The organism is Tabrizicola aquatica (genome assembly GCF_002900975.1).
Classification (GTDB): domain Bacteria; phylum Pseudomonadota; class Alphaproteobacteria; order Rhodobacterales; family Rhodobacteraceae; genus Tabrizicola; species Tabrizicola aquatica.
Genome location: NZ_PJON01000001.1, coordinates 86,274 through 109,619 on the forward strand (window position 1 = coordinate 86,274; position 23,346 = coordinate 109,619).

The following is a 23,346-nucleotide window of genomic DNA, read 5'->3' on the forward strand; positions in this document are numbered from 1 at the left end:
AAATCTTTTCGAAAAGATTTGCGCCCGGCTGTGCCGTCAGTTCAGGACGTAAACCGGTTCACGGTTGCAGAAAATGATGAACTGCCCGGCGTTCTCGACAACCCGGAAGCCCCGCCGCCGCACTTCGTGCAAGAAGCGGTCGCGTCCGATCAGCCGCTCCACATCGCTGACCTTGCGTCTGACTGTTCCACCCTCGGCCACGCTTTTGGCAGAGAAGAGATGGACAATCCATTTTTCCGGGGAAACCACGTCAGGCAGTTGAGTCATCGCCGCACCTCCTGCGACAACTCTGCCAAGGCAGGGTTAACGGCGGGTTACTCGGTGTCGCGCTTGTGGCCGTCCAGAGCCTTGGTGGCCTGCGCTGCGCGGGCCTTCTCCAATTCGCGCTCGGCCTTCGTCCGGCCATGCTTGGCCGCGTTGGCGTCGGCCGTTTGGCGGGCGGCCTTGCGGGCCGCCTGCTTCTTCACGGTGCGAAGGTTGACGACCTCGGCCATCAGCCTTTCGGGCCGACCATGTCCTCGGGGCGGACGATGCGGTCGAAGGTCTCGCCGTCGACGAAGCCAAGCGCAATCGCCTCTTCCCGCAGCGTCGTGCCGTTCTTGTGCGCGGTCTTGGCGACCTTGGTCGCGTTGTCATAGCCGATGGTGGGCGCTAGCGCCGTCACCAGCATCAGCGATTCCTTCATCAGCTTTTCGATCCGCGGGATGTTCGCCTGCGTCCCGACCACCATGTTGTCGGTGAAGCTGGCGGCCGCATCGCCCAGAAGCTGGATCGATTGCAGCACGTTGTAGGACATCATCGGGTTGTAGACGTTCAACTCGAAATGGCCCTGCGACCCGGCAAAGCCGACGGCGGCGTCGTTGCCCATCACATGCGCGCAGACCATGGTCAGCGCCTCGGCCTGGGTCGGGTTGACCTTGCCCGGCATGATCGAGGAGCCGGGTTCGTTTTCCGGCAGGATCAGTTCCCCAAGTCCCGAGCGGGGGCCGGACCCCAGAAGGCGCAGGTCGTTGGCGATCTTGAACAGCGATCCGGCCACGGTTTTCAGGGCACCCGAGAACATGACCATCGCGTCATGGGCGGCCAGCGCCTCGAACTTGTTCGGGGCGGTGACGAAGGGCAGGCCGGTGATCGCGGCGATCTCGGTCGCGACTCGCACATCAAAGCCGACGCGGGTGTTCAGCCCGGTCCCGACGGCGGTGCCGCCCTGGGCAAGCTCGTAGATATGCGGCAGGCACATCTTCACCCGCTCGATCCCGCGGTCGACCTGGGTGGCGTAGCCGCTGAATTCCTGGCCCAGCGTCAGCGGCGTCGCGTCCTGGGTGTGGGTGCGGCCGATCTTGATGATGTCCTTGAATTCGTTGGACTTCGCCCAAAGCGCCCTGGACAGTTTCTCCAGTCCCGGGATCAGCACGTCGCGGGTGTGCATCCCGATGGCGACATGCATTGCGGTGGGGAATGTATCGTTCGACGACTGGCCCATGTTCACATGATCATTCGGGTGGACGGGCTTTTTCGAGCCCATCACGCCGCCCAGCATCTCGATCGCGCGATTGCTGATGACCTCGTTCGCGTTCATGTTCGACTGGGTGCCCGATCCGGTCTGCCAGACCACCAGCGGGAAGTTGTCGTCGAACTTGCCGTCGATCACTTCGGTCGCTGCGGCGACGATGGCGTTGCCCAATGTGGCGTCCAAGTCGCCCTGTGCCATGTTCACCACGGCGCAGGCGCGCTTGATGACGCCAAGCGCGCGGATGATCGGGACGGGCTGGCGTTCCCAGCCGATGGGGAAGTTGATGATCGACCGCTGGGTCTGCGCGCCCCAGTACTTGTCGGAGGGAACCTCAAGCGGGCCAAAGCTGTCGGTTTCGGTGCGGGTCGCGGTCATCGGGGACTCCTCATGCTCTCGCGCGTGCCATAGCGCCGGGGGCGCGCAAAATCAATCGGCATACCGTCGCATACCGGACGCGCGACCGCGAGGAGTGCGCGAATTGGTTGACGAGCGATCGCTCAGCCGCGGCGAAAGCGGTAGACGGTGGCGGGGGGAAGGTTGGCCCAGACCTTGTGGCCCTTGTTCACCTTCAGCCCCAAAGCGGCGATGGTTTCGGGCGGCAGCGGCGGGCGGGGCCCATAGGTAAACTGGACGTAGTGCCCGCGCGGAGCCAGAATCGCGAAGGCGGCGGCCACGATCCCCTCGCGCACCTCGGGTGGCATCGACAAGAGCGGCAGGCCCGAGATGACGGTGCAGACCCCCGCCGGAACCAGCCGGGCCGCCTCTTGCGCGGGAAGCTGGTGGACCGTCACGCCGGGGAACTTCTGCCGTAGGTAATCGACGAATTCCTCGTCCAACTCGAACAGGGTGACGTTTTCGGGCGGTACGCCGCGGGCCAGGATCGCCTCGGTGAAGCGGCCGGTGCCGGGGCCGAATTCAACCACGGGGCCACTGTTCGGACCCAGGCCCAGCGTCATCGCCCGCGCCAGCGTGCGCGACGACGGCGCAATGGCCGAGACCTGCCGGGGGTTCTTCAGCAGCCGCCGGCGGAACAGGGCAAGGTCGGACATCAGTGCTTGCGGAACTGGTCGAGCGAGACAACCTCGGCGTCGCGCTGGGGGCGATCCTCTTCGACCTCGATCTCGACGTCGTCGTCCTCTTCGTCCTCGCCATCGTCGGACTGGCTTTCGAAGCGCAGGCCGAATTCGACCGAGGGATCGACGAAGGTGCGCACCGCGTCGAAGGGAATCACCATCGGTTCGGGCTGGTTGCCGAAGTTCAGCGTGATGCGGAACAGGTCATCCTCGACCTCCAGGTTCTCGAACCAGTGCTGCACGACCACGGTCATCTCGGACGGATAGCGTTCGCGCAGCCAATCGGCCAGTTCGACGCCGGGATAGGTGGTGTCGAAGGTGATGAAGAAGTGGTGCGCGCCGGGCAAGCCGTTCTGCGCCACGTCCTTCAGGACGGTCTGGATCAGCCCGCGCATCGCCCGGTGCATGAGAGTGCCATAGTCGATGCTGCGCGCCATTGTCGCCGTCCTTTCCCGGATTGGGGTGCAGCATAGGGGATTCGAGAGACAAGGGAAGGGGCGGCAGGCGGATTGTCGCTGTCCCTTCACAGAAGCGTCGCAAGGGCGGAGCCGGCTGCCGAAAGACCAAGCACAAGGCCCAGCGACCAGTGTCGCCAGAGCAGCGCCAGGGCCGCCAAGATCGCGATCAGCGTGGGCAGGGGCCGCAGGCTGGTGGGGTCCGGCCAGGTCAGGTGCAGCGGGCCAAGCGTGGTTTCAGGCACATTGCCGAACAGGACATGCAGCGCGAACCATAGGGACAGGTTGGCGATCACGCCGACCACGGCGGCGGTGATTGCCGCCAGCGCGCCCGAGAGGCGGGGCATGTGGGTTAGCCGGTCGATGAAAGGGGCGCCGGAAAAGATGAACAGGAACGAGGGGATGAAGGTCATCCACAGCGCAACCGCCGCGCCGGCCAGGCCCAGGGTCCAGCCGCCCGCCTGATGCGCGGCCATGTAGCCGACGAACTGGTTGACCAGGATCAGCGGCCCCGGTGTCGTCTCGGCCAGGCCCAGCCCGTCGATCATCTGCGGCAGGGTCAGCCAGCCCTTTACCTCGACCACCTCTTGCGCCATCCAGGCCAGGACCGCATAGGCGCCGCCAAAGGTCAGCACCGCGAGTTTCGAGAAGAAGATGCCAATCTCGGCCAGGCGGGTGGGGGCGAAGGCCACCAGCGCGGCCAGGGGCAGCAGCCAGATCGCCAGCCAGATGGCGGCCGCGCGTAAGGCGCGGGCCAGGGCTGCGGGCGGGGGGGGCGCGCCGGGGTCGCGCGGGCTGGCGGGGGTGCGCAGGAAGCCCCAGATCCCGGCCGCCAGGATGATGACCGGAAACGGCAGCTTGAGGAAGAACAGCGCGACAAAGGCGGCGGCGGCGATCAGGTAGGCCTCGCGCGATTTCAGCGCCCGGCGCGAGACGCGGATCAGCGCCTCGATCACGATGGCGATCACGGCGGCCTGGATGCCGGTGAAAAGCGCCGCCACCACCGGAACACCGCCAAAGGCCGCATAGACCAGGCTGAGAGCCAGGACCACCAGCGCGCCGGGCAGGACGAAGAGGCCCCCGGCGATCAGGCCGCCTTTCACCCCATGCAGCCGCCAGCCGATCCAGGTGGCAAGCTGCATCGCCTCGGGCCCCGGCAGCAGCATGCAGAAGGACAGCGCGCGCAGATAGTCGGCTTCCTTGACCCAGCCTTTTTCGTCCAGGATCACCCGGTGCATCAGCGCGATCTGCGCGGCCGGGCCGCCAAAGGACAAAAGCCCGATCCGGGCGAAGGTGCGGGTCAGGTCGGACAGGGAGACAGTCATTCGCGGCGTCCTTGCGGCCAGTCGTGGCCTTCTTCATGCCCGTCGCGGGCCCAGCGGTACAGCGCGTCGTAAAGCGCGATCCCGGCCTCAAGCTGTAGCAGGTCGTCGCGATACATCCGTGACAGGCCGACAGACAGGGCAAGCAGTCCGGCGGCCTGCGGGGCCAGGTCGTGCCGGTCGGTGTCGGCGGCGCGGATGACGGTGGCCATGCGGTCCAGCGCCTCGGTGTGAAGCTGGAAGTCGTCCAGCAGCGCGTCGAAGCTGCAGTTTTCGCCGCGGTGGCTGAAGGCAACACCCTCGATGTCGAAGGGGATCGCGCCGAAGCGATCGGCGACGGCCTGCACCTCGGCGGGGGCGACGAACAGGACACGGGCGGCCGGGTCGATGAAGCGGCGGATCAGCCACGGGCAGGCGATGCGGTCGATCTTCGGCCGGTGGCGGGTGACCCAGGGCGTTCCTGGCGGGGGAAGGACGGAAAGCGGGATCATCGGCAGGCCCGCCGCCGCCCAGGCCAGGGTGCCGCCCTCCAGCACCTCGGCCTGCCAGCCTGCGGTGCGCAACCAGGCCGCAGCGCCTTCGGAAAGCTTGCGGCCCTTGGTGCAGACCACGACGGCCCGGCCGGGCGGATCGGTCAGACCCGCGATGTCGCCATGCGGGATGCGTCGGGCGGTGGGAATCAGGCGGGGGAGGGCAGCCACATCCTCGTCTGTGCGGACATCGATGAGGTGGGGTGCGTCAGGGGTGCCAAGCAGGCGAAAGGTCTGGGAGGGGGTGATCTGGCCGAACTGGGGCATGGGTGCATCCGTGGCAAGGGTCAGGGATGCGACGCTTGGGCCTGAGCCTCACGGGGTGGACGCGGACCCCATGGCGCAGGGGTAGGGGTTTGGGATGCGCGGGTCAAGGGTCAGCCGATGGAGTCTGCAAGCTCGCGCAGAAGCTTCAGCCGCAGGGTTTCGGCATAGTCCTGCAGCCCGCGGGCGGTGACGACAAAGCCGCCGGGGGTGATGATCCAGTTGCGGAAATAGGTGGTGATCGGCAGGCCGGCGCCCGGCGCTTCGATCGCGATGGCGTTGATGGTCAGGCCGGCCGCGATGGCCTCGCGGCGGGCGGCGGCGTCGGTGAAGCCCGCGTTCTCTTGCCCGTCGCCGGAGAGGTCGAGGACCTTGCGGCGGCAGTCGGGGACGGCGGCGAACTGGGCGGTGGCAAAGCGGATCGACTGGCCGAGGGCGGTGTCCGACCCAGAGAAGGCGCGGGGCAAGGCGCCCGCGCGGGCGGCGAAGCGGGCGACGTCGGAGGGGGAAAGCATCCTTTGCCAGGACAGGACCAGCGCCTGTTCGCCCAGACCGGACCACTGGACCACGGCGAGGGCGACCTGATCCCGGACCAGGGCCTCGGTCACGGCGGGGTCGGACAGGGCGGCGGCCAGCCCGTCGGTCTGCAGCCGGTAATCGCCGGGACTGATGGAGCCGGAGACGTCGATGGACAGAAGCAGCGCCGTCTCGCAGGCGAGGGCAGGCGGCGCGAGGAGGCAGGCGAAAAGGGCGGCGCGGAGCATGGGGAAGGATGGGCCTGGCCGGTGCGATCTGGCAAGCCGCTCGTCGATGACTTCGTCACTCCTCGCCGGGCCTTGCGACGAGAAGACGAAGTCGCACGAGGAGCGGTGATGCGGGGAAGGTGCCGGATTCTGTTGCCAGGCTCCGGCGGGCCCCGCCTTACGGTGCTAACCGCAAGGGCTTAGTTTTGGTCTTGCGAGCCGCTTACGCGGCCAGCGCCACCGGAGCACGGTTGTCGTTGGCAACTGTGATCATGGACCGATAACGGTGGTACCTCACCGAGCGAAAGCTGGCCTCTTTGGTCGTTCGTCGATCCTATTTCGGCCCCACACGCCCGCAACGAACGGGAAAGTCTGGTGGAGCCGCCGGGTACCGCCCCCGGGTCCGAGCCGATTATTACAGGTGCGTTTATCGCCATAGTCGGGGTTGCCCCCGACAGGGCCAATATAGGGGCGGGGGACGGGGGGCGCAAGGGCAGGTGTCCACGCTGGACAAAGCGGGCGAAGCCTTGCGGATCAGGGACTTGGCGGCCCGTGTTAAGGGTTTGGCAAGGGTTGGGCCGGGGGGCCTGGTCAGGCTTCGGCCAGCGCGCGGGTGGTCTGGTCGGCCAGCGCCACCCCGGCCTGGGCCATGGTCAGGTAGGTATGCGTCGCCCCGGCTTCGCGCAGGCGGGGGAGTTCGTCCTGAAAAAGCGCGTGGCCCACGATGGGGCCGGCAAAGCCCTTGGCGCGCAGGGCGCGGGCGGCATAGACCTTGGCCTCGATCCCGTCCATCGCCAGCAGGACGGCGGTCAGCGGGCCAAGGTCGAGCGCGCGCCAGAAGCCCGCATCCTCGACATCTGCCATCAGGACATTGCGCCCCTCGGCCCGGTGCGCGGCGGCGCGGTAGCTGTCGGCATCCAGGCCGGCAATCGTCGGGCAGGTTTCGGCCAGCTGGTCATAGGCGGCGGTGCCGGTGCGGCCCATGCCAAGGACCAGAACCGTCGCCCCGCCAAGCGCGGCGGGCTGGTCGTCGCGGTGCAGGCGGGCGGGCTCGAACCGGCAAAGCCGCGCTTCGAAGCGTTCGAACAGGCGCTGCGCCAGCCGGTCAAGGGGCGCGGCGATCAGGAAGGACAGACTGACCGCCAGTGCCAGCGGCACCAGCCATTCGGGCAGAAGCCGGGCGGCGACGATCAGGGCAAACTCGCTGTAGGTCGCCAGGCTGAGCGCGGAGAGGAAGGCGGTACGGGCCGACAGGCCAAAGCGGACGAAGAGAAGGAAGAAGAGCCCGGCCTTGAGCGGCAGCAGCACCACCAGCCCGGCCGCGACGATCAGGTCATGCCAGCCGGGCAGGCCGGACAGGCCGATCTGCAGGAAGAAGGCGACCAGGAACAGCTCGCGCATCGACCAGAGCGCATCGGACAGCTCTCCTGCCTTGCGGTGGGTGGAGAGGAGGACGCCCATCGCCAGCGCCCCAAGCTCGGACGAAAGACCCAGCCCTTCGAACGCGGCGCCGCCAAGGACCAATGCCACGACAAGGCCAGCCAGGACCAGAAGCTCGTCATGGCCGGCAAGGTCCAGCAGCCAATGCAGCACAGGGCGCAAGAGCGGCAGGGTCAGGAGGAGGACGGCCCAGGGGCTGGGAACCTCGCCGCCCCAGACCAGCAGGACGGCCAGGGCGATGAGATCCTGCACGATCAGGATGCCGATGGCGGTGCGGCCGTAGAAGGTGCCAAGGTCGCGCTTGGTTTCCAGCGTCTTGGCGGCAAAGACGGTAGAGGAGAAGGACAGCGCGATGGCCAGAAGGATGGCGGTCGACCAGTCCAGGCCAAGGCTGAAGGTGATGACCGGGGAAAGAAGGGCCGTGGTCAGCGCGGCATGGGTCAACCCGCCGCCCAGCACCTGCGGCTGCACGATCTGGCCAAGTTTCAGCTTGAGCCCCACCGCGAAGAGAAGAAGCATGACGCCAAGATGCGACAGATGTTCCAGGACCGGGCGCGTTTCCTCGGGCAGGCCGATCCGGGGGCCAAGCGCCGTAAGGGCGAAGCCCGCGACAAGGTAGCCGATCATCGGTGGCAGGCCGATCTGGCGCAGGGAAAGGCCGCACACCAGGGCGAGGCTGAGGCAGATGGTTTCGATCATCGCGGCAGACTAGGGGCCGGGCCGGGGGGCCGCAAGATCAGCGCCGGTTCAGGCTGTGAATCGCGGCGACCGCGCAGGACGCAAGCCGCGACATCGGGCTGTCCGAGCGGCTGTTCAGGATCACCGGCACCTTGGCGCCAAGGACGAGGCCCGCGCCCTCGGCATGGCTGACGAAGGCAAGCTGCTTGGCCAGCATGTTGCCCGCGTCGATTCCCGGCACGACCAGGATATTGGCGCGGCCGGCGACGTTGCCTTTCAGGCCCTTGGTCCGGGCGGCGGCCATGTCGATGGCGTTGTCCATCGCCAGCGGGCCTTCGACCTGGCCGCCGGTGATCTGGCCGCGGTCGGCCATCTTGGACAGAAGCGCCGCGTCGATCGAGGACTGGATCGCGGGATTCACGGTTTCCACCGCCGACAGGACGCCGACGCGCGGGTCCATGCCCAGCGACAGCGCAAGGTCGATGGCGTTCTGGACGATGTCCTGTTTGGTGGGCAGGTCGGGAGCGATGTTGATTGCGGCATCGGTGACGAAGATCGGCTCGGGCTGGCCGGGCACGTCCATCACGAAAACATGGGTGAAGCGGCGACCGATGCGCAGGCCGGTGTCGCGTTCGACCATCGGTTTCAGCAGGTCGTCGGTGTGGAGGTGCCCCTTCATCACCGCCTGCGCCCGGCCTTCATGCACCAGCGCACAAGCGCGGGCGGCGGCGGGCTGGTCGCCCTGGATGTCGATGATCTCGATCCCCGAGAGATCCGCGCCGATTTCGGCTGCGGCGGCATGGATTGCGGCGGCGTGGCCGACAAGGATCGGGATGATGATGCTTTCGCGCATCGCCATCAGCGCGCCGCCCAGCGAATTGGCGTCGTCGGGGCAGACCACGGCGGTGGTGATGGCGGGCAGCGGGCGGGCGCGGGCGAGGATCGCCTCGAAATGGCGGTGGCGCTGGACGATGAGGCCGGGGAGTTCGACATCCTCGGCCGAAAACTTCGATGTGGGGGCAAGGACTTCAGCCTCACCCGTGACCAGGGGGGCGTCGTCGGAGAGGCGGCGCACCTCGGTCCGCAGGTGGACGAGCCCGGCGGATTTGGACAGGACGGAGGCGCGGATCAGCACCTCTTGCCCAGCCAGGGCGCGGTCGTGGAAATCCAGGACCTGGCGGCGGTAGGTGGTGCCGGGGCCGGGCAGTTGGGTGCCCAGGACGGCCGAGATGAGGGAGGCGACGAACATGCCGGGGGCCACGCGTTCGGTCTGGCCGTCGGCGTCAAGGTCGGTGTCGGTCAGGTGCATCGGGTTGTAGTTCCCCGAGGCGGCGGCAAAGACGAAAAGGTCGTCGGCGGTGATCAGGCGGCGTAGTTCGGCGCTGTCGCCGGGTTGCAGCTCGTCGAAGGTGCGGTTCACCAGGCGCATCTTGGTCCCCTGAAAAGGCAGGCGCCCGGAGCGGGTCCGGGCGCCTGGAAGAGTTCAGGCCGGGATCAGAAGCCCGACTTGATCATCTCGAATTCCTCGATCATCCGGTCGCGCAGGTCGGCCGAAGGCGGGCTTTGCACGAAAAGCGTGGTGTCGATCGGATCGACGAAGGCGGCTTTCAGCGCATCGGCCGAGATGGTGGCCATGGCAGCGTCGTTGGCCGAGGCATAGCCGATCGCGTCCAGCAGCGGCTGGGCCGAGGTATGGGCCAGCATCGAGTTGATGAAGTCGTAGGCCTTGTCCTCGTTCCCGGGGCCGTCCTTGACGTTCACATAGCCGCAGTACCAGGTTGCTGCACCTTCGGTGGGCGTGCGGTTGAAGCCGACGGGGAAGTTTTCCGACTGCAGGATCGCGACCGGGTCGTTCCAGGACCAGGCAACCTGCACCTCGCCCGAGGCCATCAACTGCGCCAGTTCCGAGGGGTCGGCCCAATAGGCGCGGACGTTCGGATGCACCTTGCGCAGCCAGTCGGCGGCGGCGGTGAACTGCTCGTCCGTGATGTTGTCCCAGGAGGTGACGCCGGTGGCGAGGAAGGCCAGCGACCAGACGTCGTCGGTGTTGTCCGGCATCGAGATGCGGCCGGCGTATTTCTCGTTCGTGAACACCGAAAGCGAGGCCACGTCTTCGGCCGGAACCGTCTCGGCGTTGTAGGCGACGGCGGTATAGGCATAGTCGGTCGGGATGAAGAACACGCCATCATCATTGGTGAAGGGCTTGGTCATCCGTTCCGGGATATTGGCGAATTCCGGGATCTTCGAGGTGTCCCAGGGTTCGACCACGCCGGCCTCTTTGTAGCGCGGCACCGAGGCGGCGCAGGGGTGGACCACGTCGGCCTTGAAGCCCGAGGAGACCTTCTGGAACGCCTCGTCATCGTCGCCGAAGAAAACGAAGGTCGGTTTCTGGCCGTTCTTGTCGACATAGGGCTGCAGCATCCCGTCGATTTCCCAGCCGGCCCAATCGAGCACGGTGAGCTCGGGATCGGCGGCATGGGCGGCGACGGACATGGACAACGCCGAAACGGCGCTGAGAAGGACTAGGGTCTTGCGGCTCATGTATGCTCCTCTGCGTGGCAGTCCGGCGGCGGGAAACGGGCACCGGACGATCCTTAGTTTTTACGTGAAGGCGCGGGCCCCCTGACCCCGCTTCCAAGAGTGAAGGTTGTATGCGCGGGGGAAAAGGACAAGGGGAATTTGCAGGTTTTTGCGGCCTTTGCCGAAGAATCGGGCGCAAAGGTCGGGGAAGCTGACCGGCGCTGCCCGATTGCGTGGCGGTCGCGGGTTGCACCGGCGCACCACAGGCTTGCGGGTCCGGGCCGGGGACGCTACTTCTTGCGCTGATACCGGGCGCCCGATGCGGCGGCCGGGTCTGGCCTGGGGCGAGACAGCCCGGGGTCTGGCTGGAAGACCTGCCGCGGACCGGGATTTGCCCGCCTCGCGCGGCGGTATCCGGTGCCGCGGCCCGCAGGAGGAGTCGCGCGGTGACACTTGATCTGGATTTCGTTCGCTCGCAGTTTCCGGCGTTTTCGTCGCCGGTGCTGTCCAGCCATGCCTTCTTTGAAAACGCCGGCGGCAGCTATCCGTGCGTGCAGGTCGTGGACCGGTTGACCCGGTTCTATCGCGACCGGAAGGTGCAGCCCTATGGCCCCTATCCGGGGGCGCAGGCGGGGGGCGCCGAGATGGACGAGGCAAGGGAGAGGCTGGCGGCGATGATGGGGGTCGCGCGTGAAGAGGTGTCCTTCGGGCCATCGACCAGCGCCAACACCTATGTCCTGGCGCAGGCCGTGCGGAAATGGCTGGCCGGAACCGGCGGCGCGGTGGTGGTGACGAACCAGGACCACGAGGCGAACTCGGGCGTGTGGCGGCGGCTGGCGGAGGAGGGGATCGAGGTCCGCGAGTGGAAGCTGGACCGGGCGACAGGGTCGCTGGACCTTGAGACGCTGGATTCGCTTCTGGCGGATGGCAAGGTGAAGCTGGTCTGCTTTCCGCATTGTTCCAACGTCATTGCCGAGATCAACGACGTGGCGGCGATCTGCGCGATGGCCAAGGCCGCGGGCGCGCGGACGGTGGTGGACGGGGTGAGTTACGCGCCGCACGGGTTCCCCGATGTGGCAGCTCTGGGGTGCGACGTGTACCTGTTCTCGGCCTACAAGACCTTCGGGCCGCATCAGGGGATCATGGTGCTGCGCGAGGCTTTCGGGTTCGAACTGCCGGGGCAGGCGCATTTCTTCAACCATGGCACGCTGTACAAGCGGCACACGCCGGCCGGACCGGACCATGCGCAGATCGCGGCCTGCGCCGGGATGGCGGATTACATCGATGCCCTGGCCGAGCGGCACGGGATCGGCGGCGATCCGGCGGCGCGGAACCGGGGGGTGCATGACCTGATGCGGGCGCAGGAGGTGGCGGTGATCCAGCCCTTGCTGGACTATCTGGGCCAGCGGAACGATGTGCGGCTGCTGGGGCCCCGCGATGCGGAGCGGAGGGCGCCGACGGTGGCGGTGGAACTGGACCGGGTGGCAGAACCCGTGTCCGAGGAGCTGGGCCGCAACGGGATCGCCTGCTGGGCGGGGGATTTCTATGCTGTTCGGCCGCTGGAGGCGCTGGGGATCGACCGGGACAAGGGCGTGCTGCGGATGAGTGCGGTGCATTACACCAGCGCCGAAGAGGTCAGCCGGCTGATCGCGGCCCTGGACCGGGTGCTGTAACCGCCGTCTGGCGGAGCGCTTGCGCGCAAGCCCTTGCGTTTGTCCCTTGCGCGAAGAGGCGCAAGGGACGGCGTTGGGGGCGCTTCGCCCCCCAAACCCCCAGAGGATATTTGAGCCAATATGAAAGGGCTTAGGTGATCCGGGTCGGATCGCCCGGCGTATCTGTGGGGTGGGATAAGGCCGGGGAATGACCGAAACACCGTTAATCTTGTGGTTCCGCCGCGATTTGCGGCTGGGGGACCAGCCGATGCTGGCGGCTGCGGTGGCCTCGGGGCGGCCGGTGATTCCGGTATTCATCCTGGACCCCGAAACCGAGGCGCTGGGCGCCGCGCCGAAGTGGCGGCTGGGCCTGTCGGTCGGGGCCTTTGCCACGGCGCTGGAGGGGCTGGGCGTCCGGCTGGTCCTGCGCCGGGGGCCGGCGCTGGAGGTCTTGCGCGCGCTGATCGCCGAGGTGGGCGCGGGCGGGGTCTGGTGGTCGCGGCTGTATGATCCGGCCAGTGTGGCGCGGGATACCGGCGTGAAGGCGGCGCTGCGGGCTGAGGGCGTCGAGGCGCGCAGTTTTGCCGGGCATCTTCTGCATGAGCCCTGGGAGGTGCAGACCGGGCAGGGCGGGTTCTACCGGGTCTTCACGCCGTATTGGAAGGCGACGCGGGGGATGGGGGTGGTTGCTCCGTCTGCGGCGCCGACGGGGCTGCGCGGGGTTGGGGTCTGGCCCCGGTCGGAGCAGCTGGAGGACTGGCGGCTGGGGGCTGCGATGAACCGGGGTGCGGAGGTCGTCTCGCGGTATCAGACGGTCGGCGAGGCTGGGGCGCGGGCGAAGCTGGCGGCGTTCCTGGCCGGGCCGGTCGGGCGTTATGCCGAGATGCGGGATATCCCCGGTGTCCAAGGCACGTCGCGGCTGTCCGAGAACCTGACCTATGGCGAGATCGGTATCCGCGAGGTCTGGCACGCGGGCCTTCGTGCGCGCGACGAGGGGCAGGCGGGGGCGGAAAGCTTTCTGCGGGAACTGGCCTGGCGCGAGTTCAGCTATCACCTCATGCACCACTCGCCCCAGATCGTGAGCGCGAACTGGAAGCCGGACTGGGACCGCTTTCCCTGGCGCGGCGACAGTCCCGAGGCGGAGCGCTGGCGTCGCGGCATGACGGGCGAGCCTTTCGTCGATGCGTCGATGCGCGAGATGTATGTCACGGGGACCATGCACAACCGGGCGCGGATGATCGCGGGGAGTTACCTGACGAAGCATCTCCTGACGCATTGGAAAGTGGGGCTGGACTGGTTTGCCGAGTGTCTGACCGACTGGGACCCGGCCGCGAATGCGATGGGCTGGCAGTGGGTCGCCGGCTCGGGCCCCGATGCGGCGCCCTATTTCCGGGTGTTCAACCCGGCGGGGCAGGCCGAGAAGTTCGATGGCAAGGGTGCCTATCAGCGCCGGTTCATCGCCGAGCTGGCCCGGGAACCGGGGGCGGAGGCTTTGGGTTTCTTCGACGCGGTGCCGCGCGGTTGGGGGTTGCGGCCGGGCCAGTCCTATCCGAAGCCGGTGGTGGACCTGGCCGAGGGCCGGGCACGTGCCCTGGCGGCATATGCGGCACGAAATGCTTGATGTGAGCGGGAGGCTTGATGAAACTGGTCCCTGCGACAAGAACCCTGGGGGTGGGCTCATGGACGTGTTGACTGCGGTGCGGGGCCAGACCGGCCTGCCGCGCTATTTCTCGGCTGCCTTCGAGGCGGCGACGCGCCTGGGCGAGGGGCGGCTGGATTTTGTCCTGCCCGACGGCCGGCGGTTCCGCATCGAGGGCAAGGCCCCCGGCATCGCGGCCGAGATCCGGGTGCTGAACCCCGACCTGTTTGCGCGCCTGATCCGCGAGGGCGACCTGGGCTTTTGCGACGCCTATCTGGAGGGCTGGTGGGACACGCCGGACCTGCAGGCCTTTCTGGACCTGATCCAGCGCCCCGCGAACAATGTGGTGGGCGACGGCTATCCCGGGCTTGGCCTGGTGCGCGCCTATGAACGGCTGCGGTTCTGGTTGCAGTCGAACTCTCGCCGTCAGGCGAAGAAGAACATCGCCTATCACTATGACCTGGGGAACGACTTTTACCGGCTGTGGCTGGACGAGACGATGACCTATTCCTCGGCCATCTTCGAGAACCCGCAGGAAAGCCTGGAGACGGCGCAGCGCCGGAAATATGCCAGCATGGTCGACCAGATGGGCGCCCAGCCCGGTGAGCATGTGCTGGAGATCGGCTGCGGCTGGGGGGGCTTCGCCGAATATGCCGCGAAAGAGCGGGGCCTGCGCGTCACCGGCCTGACGATCAGCCAGGCGCAGCATGACTATGCGGTGGCGCGGATCGCCAAGGCGGGCCTGTCCGACCGGGTCGAGATCAAGCTGCAGGACTATCGCGACGAGCGCGGGAGTTACGACGGGATCGCGTCGATCGAGATGTTCGAGGCGGTGGGCGAACGCTATTGGCCGGTCTATTTCGACGCGCTGCATCAGCGGCTGAAGCCGGGCCGCAACGCGACCTTGCAGATCATCACGGTCGCCGACGCCCGCTGGCATGTCTACAAGCGCGGGGTGGACTTCATCCAGAAATACATCTTCCCGGGCGGGATGCTGCCCGCGCCATCCGTCCTGCGGGCCGAGGTCGAGAAGGCCGGCCTGAGGGTCAAGGGCTCGATCGAGTTTGGCGAAAGCTACAGCCTGACGCTGCGCCGCTGGCACGAGACCTTTACCGACCGCTGGGCCGAGGTGAAGCGGCAAGGCTTTGACGACCGGTTCAAGCGGATGTGGGATTTCTACCTCGCCTCTTGCGCGGGGGCGTTTCAGGGTGGAAACTGCGACGTGACGCAGATCACGGTGACGCGTCCGAACTGAGGTCCTGCCATGGCAACCCAGATGCCAACCGGTGCCAAGGCCATGTCCGCTGCCGCGTTCGCGGTGGTGGGCTGGCTGATAGCGAATACCTATGTCGAGAACATGCCAACCTCCGAGGCCGTGGGCCGGGTGCGCGAGATGACCGCCGTGATCGGCGCGATCTGCGGGTGGAAGGTGATGGGGCCGTCGGTCGGCAAGGGCTATGTCGAATCGGCCGCCGCAGGGTTGAAGACCGTTGTGGTGCTGGTCTTCATGGCGCTGCTGACCGTCGGGGTCTACGAGATGGTCCAGCTTTCGACCAAGATGCGCTACGAGGGCCCGCTTGAGGCCGTGGTGGACATCTTCGCCCGGATGATGGAGCGGGCACCGCCGCTGTCGTCCCTTGGCGTGCTGGTCGTAATGCTGATCGGTGGCGTTGTTGGTGGCATCCTGGCCGAGAACGCCAGCCGGCGCTGGCGCTGAGGTGCAGGACGCAAGCGGCGCGCTGCGGGACATTGTCCTGGGACCGCCCGGGTCTGACCATGCGGCGCGACTGGCCCATTACGCGCAGGTGACAGGGCAGGAGGTGCCGGGCAATCCCGGGGCCTGGGTGCCTGCGTCGGCCGGACCCGAGGCGGAGGCGCTGGCGCAGCTGGTGATGGAGGCCTATCCGGCCGTGCCCGCTGCGGTGCTGCGACGCAGGCTGGGCTCTTTGCGGGTCGCGGCGGCCAGCCGGGTCCGGGCGGCTGGGTCAACGGCTCCGCTGTTGCGCGCCGGCGGGGGGGCGGTCGACGTTCTGGCGCGGCAGCATCCGCATGCGGGGTTCTTCGCGCTGGAGGCGCTGGAGCTGTCCCATCCGCGCTTTGACGGTGGCCGCAGCCCCCGATTGCACCGCGAGGTCTTTGTGGCCGGCGACGCCGTCACGGTGCTGCCCTATGATCCGATACGCGACCGGGTGCTGCTGATCGAGCAGTTCCGCATGGGTCCCTTCGGGCGCGGCGACGCGCATCCCTGGCAACTGGAGGCGATTGCCGGGCGGATCGACCCCGGCGAAACCCCGGAAGACGCCGCCCGGCGCGAGGCGGTCGAAGAGGCCGGGCTGGTGCTGGGCGCGCTGGAGAAGGTGGCGGAATACTATCCGACGCCGGGGGCGGTGACGGAATATCTCTATTCCTACGTTGCGTTCTGCGACCTGCCGGATGGCGTGGCAGGTGTCTTTGGCGCGGCGGAGGAGGCCGAGGATATCAAGGGGCACCTTGTGTCCTTTGACCGGCTGCTTGACGTCGTGGCGGCCGGGGAGATCGGGAACGCGCCGCTGTTGCTGACGGTGCTGTGGTTGCAGCGCGAACGGCCGCGCTTACGTGGGTAGGGGGGTGGGCGGATCGCCCACCCTACGCCTGCACTCTGCTGCGGAGTCACCCCTTCTGCACGACCCCCGGGGGTTTCACACCCCCGGACCCCCGTGGGATATTTGGGGAAGAGAAAGACCTTAAAGGTTCAGACCCACCCAGGCGCCGTTGCGGGCCGACGACCGGACGCAGGCGTTGACGAAGGCCACGCCCTCCAGGCCCTCTTTCAGGCCGGGGAAGGTGGTGCCGTCGGGGACCGGGGTGCCAGTCTTGGCGGCGCGGATGGCGCGGGCGGCTTCGGTGTAGATATTGGCGAAGCCTTCGAGGTAGCCCTCGGGGTGGCCGGGGGGGATGCGGGTCAGGCGTCCGGCCTCGGGTCCCGAACCGGCACCGCCCCGGGTGATCTTGCGCTTTGGCTCGCCGAAGGGCGTGAACCAGAGGTAGTTCGGATCCTCCTGCGCCCATTCAAGGCCGCCCTTGGTGCCGTAGACGCGCAAGCGCAGGCCGTTCTCGTTGCCCGGTGCGACCTGGCTGCACCAGAGCATGCCCCGCGCGCCGCCCTGGTAGCGCATCAGGACATGGCCGTTGTCATCGACGCGGCGGCCGGGGACGAAGGCGGTAAGGTCGGCCGCGAGCGTGTCGAGTGTCAGCCCGGTGACGAAGTTCGCCAGGTTGAAGGCGTGCGTCCCGATGTCGCCGGTGGAGCCGCCTGCGCCCGAGCGGGCCGGGTCGGTGCGCCAGTCGGCCTGCTTGTTGTCCACGGGTTCGGTCAGCCAGTCCTGGACGTATTCGACGTTCACCAGACGAAGGTCGCCGAGGTCGCCATTGGCGATCATCGCCTTCATCTGCCGGATCATCGGATAACCGGTGTAGTTGTGGGTCAGCGCAAAGACCACGCCGCTGGCTTCGGCGGCCTTGGCCAGCTTCTTCGCCTCGGCCAGGGTCGCGGTCAGGGGCTTGTCGCAGATCACATGGATGCCGCGCTTGAGGAACTGCATCGCGACGGGGGCGTGCATGTGGTTCGGGGTCACGATGGCGACGGCGTCGATGCCGTCCTTGCGGCGGGCTTCCTTGGCGGCCATCTCGGCGAAGCTGGTATAGGCGCGGGGCACACCGAGGTCTTGCGCGGAGGCGAGGGCCTTCTCGGGATTGGAGGAGAAAGCACCGGCAACCAGTTCATACTGGTCGTCAATCCGCGCGGCGATGCGGTGGACCGCGCCGATGAAGGCGTCGCGTCCGCCGCCGACCATGCCAAGGCGGAGACGTTCGGGGCGGGCGGTGTGGGCGGCGTCGATGGGCATGTCTAACCTCTGTCTGTCATTTTCTGTCCGAAAATATCCCGGGGTCCGGGGCAGCGCCCCGGGGTGTCAATCAAGACCCAGCATCCGCCGGTTGGCGGCGCGGTCGGTGCCGGCATCGGCGAAGTCGTCGAAGGCTTTCTCGGTCACGCGGATGATGTGGGCATCAACGAAGGCGGCCCCTTCCCGTGCACCGTCCTCGGGGTGTTTCAGGCAACATTCCCATTCGACCACGGCCCAGCCGTCGAAATCGTGCTGGGTCAGTTTCGAGAAGATGCCGCCGAAATCGACCTGCCCGTCGCCGGGGGAGCGGAAGCGGCCTGCGCGGTTCACCCAGCTTTGGAAGCCGCCATAGACGCCCTGGCGGCCGGTGGGGTTCAGCTCGGCGTCCTTGACGTGAAACATCTTGATCCGGTCGTGGTAGATGTCGATATGCTCAAGGTAATCAAGGTGTTGCAGGACATAGTGCGAGGGGTCGTACAGCATGTTGGCGCGTTTGTGTCCCTTCACGCGGTCCAGGAACATCTCGAAGGTGACGCCGTCGTGCAGGTCCTCGCCGGGGTGGATCTCGTAACAGACATCGACGCCGCAGTCCTCGGCATGGTTGAGGAGCGGGGTCCAGCGGCGGGCGAGTTCGTCGAAGGCTTCCTCGACCAACCCGGCAGGGCGCTGTGGCCAGGGGTAGAGGTAGGGCCATGCCAGCGCGCCGGAGAAGGTGGCGTGGGCGGTGAGGCCGAGGTTCTTCGAGGCGGTCAGCGCCTTCTTCACCTGGTCCACCGCCCATTGGGCGCGGGCCTTTGGATTGCCGCGCACGGCGGGGGCCGCAAAACCGTCGAACTGGGTGTCATAGGCGGGGTGGACGGCGACAAGCTGGCCTTGCAGGTGGGTGGAAAGCTCGGTCACCTCGACCCCGGCGTCCTTCGCAATTCCCTTGAACTCGTCGCAATAGGCCTTTGAACTGGATGCCTTTTCCAGGTCGAACAGCCGCGCGTCCCAGCTTGGGACCTGCACGCCGACATAGCCGCAGTCGGCCGCCCAGCGGGTGATCGCGCCCCAGGAGTTGAACGGGGCCGCGTCGCCGGCGAATTGCGCCAGGAAGAGGGCCGGGCCCTTGATCGTTTTCATGTCTATTCCCACCCCTTATGGCCCTTACGGGCCGGTTTCCACCTTGACCGGAACCTCAAGCCCCTGGCGGTCGGCCCAGTCGCGTTTTTCGATCGCGGCCAGCAGGGCGCGGGCCAGGAACTCTCCGGCGCGGCCTACGTCTTCGCGGATAATCAGGATGTCCTTGCGGAACCGGCGCAGCACGGCGATTGCCTCTTTCGCCACCACGTCGAAGTCGCGCCCCAGCACCCGGCCCGAGCGTTCCGCCCCGGCAATGGCGGCCATGGCCGAGGTGGTCGATCCGACCAGCAGGCCGTCCGGCGGGTTGGGCAGGGCGAAGCGGGCGGCAATTGCGGCCTCCACCGCCTCGCCGCCGCTGTCGGAGGTCACGGTCTCGGCCACCTCGAAGGGCAGGCCGCGCAGCGCCGCCTCGTCCGAGAAGCCAAAGGTCATGTGGCGGGCGTACATATGCGACCGCGGGGGCGGCAGCAGATACAGCCGCTTGCGCCCGCGTTCGGCCATCACACGGGCGCCAAGGCGACCGAAGGCTTCGTTGTCGAAGTCGAAATAGGGGTGATCGAGGCCCATCATCGTGCGGCCATGCGCGGCAAAGGGGAAGCCGCGGTCGTGCATATAGCGGATGCGCGGATCGTCGGGCTTGGTCTGGTTCAGGATGATCCCGTCGGCGCTTTCGGTTTCGACGATGTAGCGGATCGGCTCCATCGGGTCCTGGTCGGGGAAGAAGGGCGTGACGACAAGGTGATAGGCGGTGCCCCGCAGCGCGTTGGCGATGGAATAGATCAGGCGCGAGGTGTGGTTCATCACGTCCGTCTCGGTCGAGAGGACCAGAGCGATGACGTTGGTCTTGCCCGTGCGCAGGCGGACCCCGGCGCGGTTGGGGCGGTAGCCAAGCAGGGCGGCGGTCTCGCGCACGCGGCGCTTGGTCTCTTCGCCGATGTCGGGGGCGTCCTTCAGGGCGCGGCTGACGGTGGCGATGGCAAGGCCGGTCGCGGCGGCGATGGTCTTGAGCGTGGGGCGCTCATGCTCCGAATCAGCGGTCAGGATCGTCGCGGGTTCAGGGGGCCGGGGCATGGTGCACCTTTCCCGCCGGGACACCGGCCAGGCGAATCGTCAGGGTCGATTCGGACGTCGGGCGCGACCGTGCAACCGCAGCAGACAAGCACGCGCCGGTTGTGGCAAACGCCTTGCGGACAAGCAGTTGCTGGGTGTTTCGGCGCTGCGGCATCGGTCGGTTCCGGCCCGGATTTCCGCGCGGAATTACGCGGAATCATCCCGTGATCAAAACTTGGCGCGAGGGGGCAGACAAGCGAAAAGATTAGTTGATCGGCAAAACTATAACGTTATAGGCTATTTCTATAACGTTTTAGAAACCGGGAGGAACGGATGAAACTGACGAAATTGACGGCGCTTCTGGCGACCGTGGCGATGCCCGCCATGGCGACCGAGCTTGAGGTCACGCACTGGTGGACCAGCGGTGGCGAAGCTGCCGCCGTGGCCGAACTGGCCAAGGCGTTCGACGCCTCGGGCGACAAATGGATCGACGGCGCCATCGCCGGCGGTGGCGGCACGGCCCGCCCGATCATGATTTCCCGCATCACGGGCGGCGACCCGATGGGGGCGACCCAGTTCAACCACGGCCAGCAGGCGCTGGAACTGGTCGAGGCCGGCCTGATGCTGGATCTGACCGACGTGGCCGAAGCGAACAACTGGAAGGAAGTCGTCTTCCCACCGTCGCTTCTGGACGCCTGCACCGTGGACGGCCGCATCTACTGCGCCCCGGTCAACATCCACTCGCCGGAATGGCTGTGGCTGTCGAACAAGGTCTATGAGGATCTGGACCTGCCGGTCCCGACCAACTGGGACGAGTTTGTCGCCTCGGCACCGAAAGTGCGCGAAGCGGGCAAGCTGCCGCTGGCGCTGGGCGACCAGCCCTGGCAGTCGAACCTCGCGTTCGGCGCGATGCAGATCGCCGTGGCGGGTCTGGATGCCTGGAAGGCCGTGAACGTCGACAAGAACATGGATGTTGCGGCCGGGCCGGAATACGCCAAGGTTTTTGAAGCCGCCGCCGCGGCGCGCGAACTGGCCAAAGGCTCGGCCGTGCAGGACTGGAACCAGGCGACAAACCTTGTCATCACCGATCAGGCCGGCGGCCAGATCATGGGGGACTGGGCGCAAGGCGAATTCCAGGTCGCGGGCGAAGTGGCCGGCACCGACTATACCTGCCTGCCGGGTCTGGGCCTGAACGAGTACATCTCGACCGGGGGCGACGCCTTCTACTTCCCCAAGCTGGATGACCCGGAAAAGGAAGAAGCCCAGAAGCGTCTGGCCGCCCAGCTGGTCAGCCCGGAAGTGCAAGTGGCGTTCAACCTGAAGAAGGGCTCCTTGCCGATCCGGGGCGACATCGACCTTTCGGCCGCCAACGACTGCATGAAGAAGGGCCTGGAGATCCTGGCCGGTGGCAATATCGTCCCCTCGGGCGACATGGTCTGGTCGCCGGACGTCCAGAAGCAGAACGAAGACCTGATGGTCGAATTCTGGAAGTCCGACATGCCGGCGGCCGATGCCCATGCCAAATGGGTGGAAAACCTGAAGTCGGGTCTCTGAGACTGTCTTGACGTGGGGGGCCGTCCGGATCGGGCGGCCCCTTTCGCACCGCTAAGACACAGGGAGGCAGGGGCCGATGTCAGCAACCACCGAAGCGGAGCCAGTCCGCACCACTTCCGCGGCGCGGCCGCGACGGCGCTTGACGCGCAACATCAGTGCGAAGATCGCGGCAATCCCGATGGTCGCGACGGCCCTGGTGATCTTTCTGGGCGGCACGATCTGGACCGTCGTCTATTCCTTCACCAACTCCAAACTGCTGCCGCGGACGAATTTCGTCGGCCTCGACCAGTATGAGCGGTTGTGGGAGACCAGCCGCTGGATCGTCTCGATCCAGAACCTGATGTTCTACGGCGTCATGTCGCTGGTCTTTACCGTGGTCATGGGCTTTGTCCTGGCGGTGCTGATGGACCAGAAGATCCGGTTCGAGGACACATTCCGCACGATCATGCTGTATCCCTTCGCCCTGTCCTTCATCGTGACGGGCCTCGTGTGGCAGTGGATCCTGAACCCGCAGTTCGGCATCCAGGGTGTCGTGCGCGACATGGGCTGGACCAGTTTCACCTTCGATCCGTTGAACAACCCGGACACGGTGCTGTTCGGCCTCTTGATCGCGGGGCTGTGGCAAGGCACCGGCTTTGTCATGTGCCTGATGCTGGCCGGGCTGCGCGGGATCGACGAGGATATCTGGAAAGCCGCCCGCGTTGACGGCATTCCGACCTGGAAGACCTATGTCGTGGTCATCATCCCGATGATGCGCGCGGTTTTCATCACCACTCTGGTGATCGTCGCATCCGGCATCATCCGGCTTTACGACCTCGTCGTCGCGATGACCTCGGGCGGTCCCGGCGGCAACGCCAGCCAGGTCCCGGCGATGTATGTCTATGATTACATGTTCCAGGCGCAGAACCTTGGCCAGGGCTTCGCCGCGTCCACGATGATGCTGCTTAGCGTCCTGATCGTGCTGATCCCCTGGGCCTATCTGGAATTCGGAGGCAAGAAACATGGCTGACGTCGGCATGGCCATGAGCGGCCCCCGGGGGGCAAAGCCCAAGAGGGCGCTCAGCCCCCGCAACATCATGCTGTACGGCATCCTGATCATGGTCTGCGTCTATTACCTTCTGCCCCTGTGGGTGATGGTGATGACCAGCCTGAAGGGGATGCCCGAAGTGCGGCTGGGCAATATCTTCTCGCCGCCGGTCGAGATCACGTTCCAGCCCTGGGTCAAGGCCTGGTCCGAGGCCTGCACCGGCCTGAACTGTGACGGGCTGAGCCGCGGCTTCTGGAACAGCGTGATCATCACGGTGCCCTCGGTGATCCTGTCGATCGCCATCGCCTCGGTGAACGGCTATGCGTTGATCAACTGGAAGTTCAAGGGATCGGACGTGTTCTTCACGATCCTGATCTTCGGGTCCTTCATACCCTATCAGATCATGCTGTATCCCATCGTGATCCTGCTGCGCGAAGCGGGGCTGTACGGCACGCTTTGGGGCCTGGTGATCGTGCATACCATTTTCGGGATGCCGATCCTGACGCTTCTGTTCCGCAACTACTTCAGTTCGATCCCGGAAGAGTTGTTCAAGGCCGCCCGCGTCGACGGGGCGGGGTTCTGGGGCATCTACTTCCGCATCATGCTGCCGATGAGCCTGCCGATCTTCGTGGTCGCCCTCATCCTGCAGGTGACGGGCATCTGGAACGACTTCCTGTTTGGCGTCGTCTACACCAAGCCGGACCTCTATCCGATGACCGTGCAGCTGAACAACATCGTCAACTCGGTCCAGGGGGTGAAGGAGTACAACGTCAACATGGCCGCCACGGTGCTGACCGGGCTGGTGCCGCTGATCGTCTACTTCGTCTCTGGCAAACTCTTCGTGCGCGGTATCGCCGCCGGTGCCGTGAAAGGCTGATCC

Annotated in this window: 22 protein-coding genes and 1 other RNA gene; 8 read left to right on the top strand and 15 right to left on the bottom strand. The window is 66.6% G+C overall.

Annotation, left to right across the window (positions count from 1 at the left end):
• Positions 1 to 36 precede the first annotated feature (36 nt).
• The 12 genes from CXR42_RS00420 to CXR42_RS00475 all read right to left on the bottom strand — a co-directional run bounded on the left by CXR42_RS00420 (position 37) and on the right by CXR42_RS00475 (position 10,559).
• Complete coding sequence (locus CXR42_RS00420) at positions 37 to 267, bottom strand: N-(5'-phosphoribosyl)anthranilate isomerase (protein ID WP_103255553.1); 231 nt, start codon at positions 265 to 267, stop codon at positions 37 to 39.
• Between the two features lie 47 nt (positions 268 to 314).
• Complete coding sequence (locus tag CXR42_RS00425) at positions 315 to 494, bottom strand: DUF4169 family protein (protein WP_103255554.1); 180 nt, start codon at positions 492 to 494, stop codon at positions 315 to 317.
• Positions 494 to 1,888 (bottom strand): class II fumarate hydratase, encoded by a 1,395-nt coding sequence (gene fumC, locus CXR42_RS00430; RefSeq protein ID WP_103255555.1) that lies wholly within the window; start codon positions 1,886 to 1,888, stop codon positions 494 to 496. Before fumC ends, CXR42_RS00425 begins: the two co-directional genes overlap by 1 nt.
• 122 nt (positions 1,889 to 2,010) lie before the next feature.
• Positions 2,011 to 2,562, bottom strand: a complete 552-nt coding sequence (locus CXR42_RS00435) for a class I SAM-dependent methyltransferase (protein WP_103255556.1) — start codon at positions 2,560 to 2,562, stop codon at positions 2,011 to 2,013.
• On the bottom strand, positions 2,562 to 3,023 hold the full coding sequence (locus CXR42_RS00440) for an SspB family protein (protein WP_103255557.1): 462 nt from the start codon (positions 3,021 to 3,023) through the stop codon (positions 2,562 to 2,564). Before CXR42_RS00440 ends, CXR42_RS00435 begins: the two co-directional genes overlap by 1 nt.
• Positions 3,024 to 3,109: 86 nt before the next feature.
• Complete coding sequence (gene chrA / locus CXR42_RS00445) at positions 3,110 to 4,366, bottom strand: chromate efflux transporter (protein ID WP_103255558.1); 1,257 nt, start codon at positions 4,364 to 4,366, stop codon at positions 3,110 to 3,112.
• Positions 4,363 to 5,160 (bottom strand): chromate resistance protein ChrB domain-containing protein, encoded by a 798-nt coding sequence (locus CXR42_RS00450; protein ID WP_103255559.1) that lies wholly within the window; start codon positions 5,158 to 5,160, stop codon positions 4,363 to 4,365. Before CXR42_RS00450 ends, chrA begins: the two co-directional genes overlap by 4 nt.
• Before the next feature lie 110 nt (positions 5,161 to 5,270).
• The gene (locus CXR42_RS00455) at positions 5,271 to 5,921 is read right to left on the bottom strand and encodes a DUF1194 domain-containing protein (protein WP_103255560.1); all 651 of its coding nucleotides are present in this window, start codon (positions 5,919 to 5,921) and stop codon (positions 5,271 to 5,273) included.
• Between the two features lie 118 nt (positions 5,922 to 6,039).
• Positions 6,040 to 6,395, bottom strand: a transfer-messenger RNA (tmRNA) gene (gene ssrA / locus CXR42_RS00460).
• Positions 6,396 to 6,491: 96 nt separating this feature from the next.
• Positions 6,492 to 8,039: a cation:proton antiporter domain-containing protein gene (locus CXR42_RS00465; RefSeq protein ID WP_103255561.1), complete on the bottom strand. Its 1,548-nt coding sequence runs from the start codon at positions 8,037 to 8,039 to the stop codon at positions 6,492 to 6,494.
• Positions 8,040 to 8,076: 37 nt separating this feature from the next.
• Positions 8,077 to 9,447: a bifunctional enoyl-CoA hydratase/phosphate acetyltransferase gene (locus tag CXR42_RS00470; protein ID WP_103255562.1), complete on the bottom strand. Its 1,371-nt coding sequence runs from the start codon at positions 9,445 to 9,447 to the stop codon at positions 8,077 to 8,079.
• A 65-nt stretch (positions 9,448 to 9,512) separates the two neighbouring features.
• Positions 9,513 to 10,559 (bottom strand): ABC transporter substrate-binding protein, encoded by a 1,047-nt coding sequence (locus CXR42_RS00475; protein ID WP_103255563.1) that lies wholly within the window; start codon positions 10,557 to 10,559, stop codon positions 9,513 to 9,515.
• Positions 10,560 to 10,984: 425 nt separating this feature from the next.
• On the opposite strand from CXR42_RS00475, the gene CXR42_RS00480 reads away from it, so the two are divergent.
• The 5 genes from CXR42_RS00480 to CXR42_RS00500 all read left to right on the top strand — a co-directional run bounded on the left by CXR42_RS00480 (position 10,985) and on the right by CXR42_RS00500 (position 16,432).
• Complete coding sequence (locus CXR42_RS00480; RefSeq protein ID WP_103255564.1) at positions 10,985 to 12,211, top strand: aminotransferase class V-fold PLP-dependent enzyme; 1,227 nt, start codon at positions 10,985 to 10,987, stop codon at positions 12,209 to 12,211.
• 187 nt (positions 12,212 to 12,398) lie between these two features.
• Complete coding sequence (locus CXR42_RS00485; protein WP_103255565.1) at positions 12,399 to 13,811, top strand: cryptochrome/photolyase family protein; 1,413 nt, start codon at positions 12,399 to 12,401, stop codon at positions 13,809 to 13,811.
• A gap of 58 nt (positions 13,812 to 13,869) precedes the next feature.
• Entirely contained in the window at positions 13,870 to 15,084 is a 1,215-nt protein-coding gene (locus tag CXR42_RS00490) for an SAM-dependent methyltransferase (RefSeq protein WP_103255566.1), read from the top strand.
• A 9-nt stretch (positions 15,085 to 15,093) separates the two neighbouring features.
• Positions 15,094 to 15,546, top strand: coding sequence for a TrgA family protein (locus tag CXR42_RS00495; RefSeq protein WP_103255567.1), 453 nt, complete (start codon positions 15,094 to 15,096; stop codon positions 15,544 to 15,546).
• 1 nt (position 15,547) lies between these two features.
• Complete coding sequence (locus tag CXR42_RS00500; protein WP_281256676.1) at positions 15,548 to 16,432, top strand: NUDIX domain-containing protein; 885 nt, start codon at positions 15,548 to 15,550, stop codon at positions 16,430 to 16,432.
• A gap of 120 nt (positions 16,433 to 16,552) precedes the next feature.
• Here CXR42_RS00500 and CXR42_RS00505 read toward each other — a convergent pair whose 3' ends face one another.
• The 3 genes from CXR42_RS00505 to CXR42_RS00515 all read right to left on the bottom strand — a co-directional run bounded on the left by CXR42_RS00505 (position 16,553) and on the right by CXR42_RS00515 (position 19,906).
• Complete coding sequence (locus CXR42_RS00505) at positions 16,553 to 17,713, bottom strand: Gfo/Idh/MocA family protein (protein WP_245875309.1); 1,161 nt, start codon at positions 17,711 to 17,713, stop codon at positions 16,553 to 16,555.
• A gap of 66 nt (positions 17,714 to 17,779) precedes the next feature.
• Entirely contained in the window at positions 17,780 to 18,835 is a 1,056-nt protein-coding gene (locus tag CXR42_RS00510) for a sugar phosphate isomerase/epimerase family protein (RefSeq protein ID WP_103255568.1), read from the bottom strand.
• A gap of 24 nt (positions 18,836 to 18,859) precedes the next feature.
• Positions 18,860 to 19,906 (bottom strand): LacI family transcriptional regulator, encoded by a 1,047-nt coding sequence (locus CXR42_RS00515; protein ID WP_103255569.1) that lies wholly within the window; start codon positions 19,904 to 19,906, stop codon positions 18,860 to 18,862.
• A gap of 312 nt (positions 19,907 to 20,218) precedes the next feature.
• Between CXR42_RS00515 and CXR42_RS00520 the strand changes: the two genes are divergently transcribed.
• From CXR42_RS00520 to CXR42_RS00530, 3 genes are all read left to right on the top strand, one after another.
• Positions 20,219 to 21,439, top strand: a complete 1,221-nt coding sequence (locus CXR42_RS00520) for an ABC transporter substrate-binding protein (protein WP_103255570.1) — start codon at positions 20,219 to 20,221, stop codon at positions 21,437 to 21,439.
• 178 nt (positions 21,440 to 21,617) lie between these two features.
• Positions 21,618 to 22,448, top strand: coding sequence for a carbohydrate ABC transporter permease (locus tag CXR42_RS00525; protein WP_219727930.1), 831 nt, complete (start codon positions 21,618 to 21,620; stop codon positions 22,446 to 22,448).
• Positions 22,441 to 23,343, top strand: coding sequence for a carbohydrate ABC transporter permease (locus tag CXR42_RS00530; RefSeq protein ID WP_103255572.1), 903 nt, complete (start codon positions 22,441 to 22,443; stop codon positions 23,341 to 23,343). Before CXR42_RS00525 ends, CXR42_RS00530 begins: the two co-directional genes overlap by 8 nt.
• Positions 23,344 to 23,346: the final 3 nt, after the last annotated feature.

Coding starts and splice junctions, on each gene's coding strand:
- CXR42_RS00520 (WP_103255570.1), top strand. CDS start 20,219: ATGAAACTGACGAAATTGACGGCGCTTCTGGCGACCGTGGCGATGCCC.
- CXR42_RS00435 (WP_103255556.1), bottom strand. CDS start 2,562: ATGTCCGACCTTGCCCTGTTCCGCCGGCGGCTGCTGAAGAACCCCCGG.
- CXR42_RS00485 (WP_103255565.1), top strand. CDS start 12,399: ATGACCGAAACACCGTTAATCTTGTGGTTCCGCCGCGATTTGCGGCTG.
- CXR42_RS00425 (WP_103255554.1), bottom strand. CDS start 494: ATGGCCGAGGTCGTCAACCTTCGCACCGTGAAGAAGCAGGCGGCCCGC.
- CXR42_RS00530 (WP_103255572.1), top strand. CDS start 22,441: ATGGCTGACGTCGGCATGGCCATGAGCGGCCCCCGGGGGGCAAAGCCC.
- chrA (WP_103255558.1), bottom strand. CDS start 4,366: ATGACTGTCTCCCTGTCCGACCTGACCCGCACCTTCGCCCGGATCGGG.
- CXR42_RS00420 (WP_103255553.1), bottom strand. CDS start 267: ATGACTCAACTGCCTGACGTGGTTTCCCCGGAAAAATGGATTGTCCAT.
- CXR42_RS00450 (WP_103255559.1), bottom strand. CDS start 5,160: ATGCCCCAGTTCGGCCAGATCACCCCCTCCCAGACCTTTCGCCTGCTT.
- fumC (WP_103255555.1), bottom strand. CDS start 1,888: ATGACCGCGACCCGCACCGAAACCGACAGCTTTGGCCCGCTTGAGGTT.
- CXR42_RS00465 (WP_103255561.1), bottom strand. CDS start 8,039: ATGATCGAAACCATCTGCCTCAGCCTCGCCCTGGTGTGCGGCCTTTCC.
- CXR42_RS00525 (WP_219727930.1), top strand. CDS start 21,618: ATGGTCGCGACGGCCCTGGTGATCTTTCTGGGCGGCACGATCTGGACC.
- CXR42_RS00470 (WP_103255562.1), bottom strand. CDS start 9,447: ATGCGCCTGGTGAACCGCACCTTCGACGAGCTGCAACCCGGCGACAGC.
- CXR42_RS00490 (WP_103255566.1), top strand. CDS start 13,870: ATGGACGTGTTGACTGCGGTGCGGGGCCAGACCGGCCTGCCGCGCTAT.
- CXR42_RS00505 (WP_245875309.1), bottom strand. CDS start 17,713: ATGCCCATCGACGCCGCCCACACCGCCCGCCCCGAACGTCTCCGCCTT.
- CXR42_RS00475 (WP_103255563.1), bottom strand. CDS start 10,559: ATGAGCCGCAAGACCCTAGTCCTTCTCAGCGCCGTTTCGGCGTTGTCC.
- CXR42_RS00440 (WP_103255557.1), bottom strand. CDS start 3,023: ATGGCGCGCAGCATCGACTATGGCACTCTCATGCACCGGGCGATGCGC.
- CXR42_RS00455 (WP_103255560.1), bottom strand. CDS start 5,921: ATGCTCCGCGCCGCCCTTTTCGCCTGCCTCCTCGCGCCGCCTGCCCTC.
- CXR42_RS00495 (WP_103255567.1), top strand. CDS start 15,094: ATGGCAACCCAGATGCCAACCGGTGCCAAGGCCATGTCCGCTGCCGCG.
- CXR42_RS00510 (WP_103255568.1), bottom strand. CDS start 18,835: ATGAAAACGATCAAGGGCCCGGCCCTCTTCCTGGCGCAATTCGCCGGC.
- CXR42_RS00515 (WP_103255569.1), bottom strand. CDS start 19,906: ATGCCCCGGCCCCCTGAACCCGCGACGATCCTGACCGCTGATTCGGAG.